This is a genomic window from Neobacillus drentensis (genome assembly GCF_036966985.1).
Lineage (GTDB): Bacteria > Bacillota > Bacilli > Bacillales > Cytobacillaceae > Neobacillus > Neobacillus drentensis_E.
This window is the reverse complement of record NZ_JBALSN010000816.1, coordinates 1-1,119: the sequence shown is the minus strand read 5'-3', so window position 1 is coordinate 1,119 and position 1,119 is coordinate 1. Positions and strand designations below refer to the sequence as shown.

The window sequence follows — 1,119 nt, the reverse complement described above, 5'->3', positions numbered from 1 at the left end:
TCTCTATCCTTGTTTTGCTGTCCAGTCTTCTTGTCCTTTATTCTGTTATGAGGATTTTCATGCTCGCGTTTTGGGGAGAGAAACAGGATATGCGAAGAAGAAAGCCATCCATTAGAGGAATGGTGTATCCTGGGGTACTGCTTGTTGTCTTATCGCTTGCGATTGGATTAGGCACAGAATTCATTGCACCTTATATCAATCAAGCTGCGGAAATGCTTTCAACACCAGAAAAATATATTCAAGCTGTGCTGAAGGAGCAGATGAACATGGCCTTTCAAATATTATTAAACGCTCTCCTCGCCTTTACATGGATGTTTATGAATGATACATACAGAGCTGCAGACTTTGTATCAGGCTTTGCACTAGGGATGATCGCCATTTTTATGCTGCGGCGATTCTTCCCGCAACGTTTTTACGGCTATGCCCTTTATGCGATTTTCAAGCTCGTCATCATTTTTATCAGAGAGCTACTTCTTGCTAATTTGAGTGTACTCAAGACGGTGTTATCTCCAAAGCTTAAAATCAAGCCTGGTATTTTCGCCTTTCGTACAGATTTGAAAACAGATTGGGAAATTACCATACTGGCTAATATGATTACATTAACACCTGGTACACTGGTCATCGATATTTCCGATGATGATCTGCCATTCTGACCAGTTTAATTATGTCTAATTTAAACGAATAGAAAGAGGTGGAGGGTGTGCGTGGTCATGTTGGGTTAGCATTTACTTTATTAATGTTAATGGTCTTTATTGTCTTTGTTCCTGATTTAATTGTTTATGGTACTTTGCAAAGCAAAGCAAATGCAGTAGCAGAACAGATTACAAGAGAAGCAGAAATAGAGGGGGGCGTTGTTAATTCTGTAGAGAGTCGCACTCAAAAGATTCTTGAAGATTATGGAGTAGATAATAAAAATTTCAAAGTGACGTATAGTAACACCGGTACTCTTCAACAAAGAGGTCGGTTTACCGTTACGGTGACTAGTGAATATACATTTAGATCATTTAATTTATTAGGTACAGGTTTAGGACAGTTCACTTTACCGATTGAAGCGAAAGATGCTGGTAGGAGTGAAGTGTGGTATAGAAATTAATTCAAAAACATCATGAGTGTTTATAT

Annotated in this window: 1 protein-coding gene and 1 pseudogene; both read left to right on the top strand. The window is 38.5% G+C overall.

The genetic code is table 11. The features are described from left to right. Positions 1-266: 266 nt before the first annotated feature. A pseudogene (locus V7659_RS32005) lies at positions 267-638 on the top strand (Na+/H+ antiporter subunit E); the annotation flags it as partial. 62 nt (positions 639-700) lie between these two features. Then, positions 701-1,093 carry a DUF4320 family protein gene (locus tag V7659_RS32000; RefSeq protein ID WP_335510996.1) on the top strand — a complete coding sequence of 131 codons (393 nt, stop codon included), beginning with the start codon at positions 701-703 and terminating at the stop codon, positions 1,091-1,093. Positions 1,094-1,119: the final 26 nt, after the last annotated feature.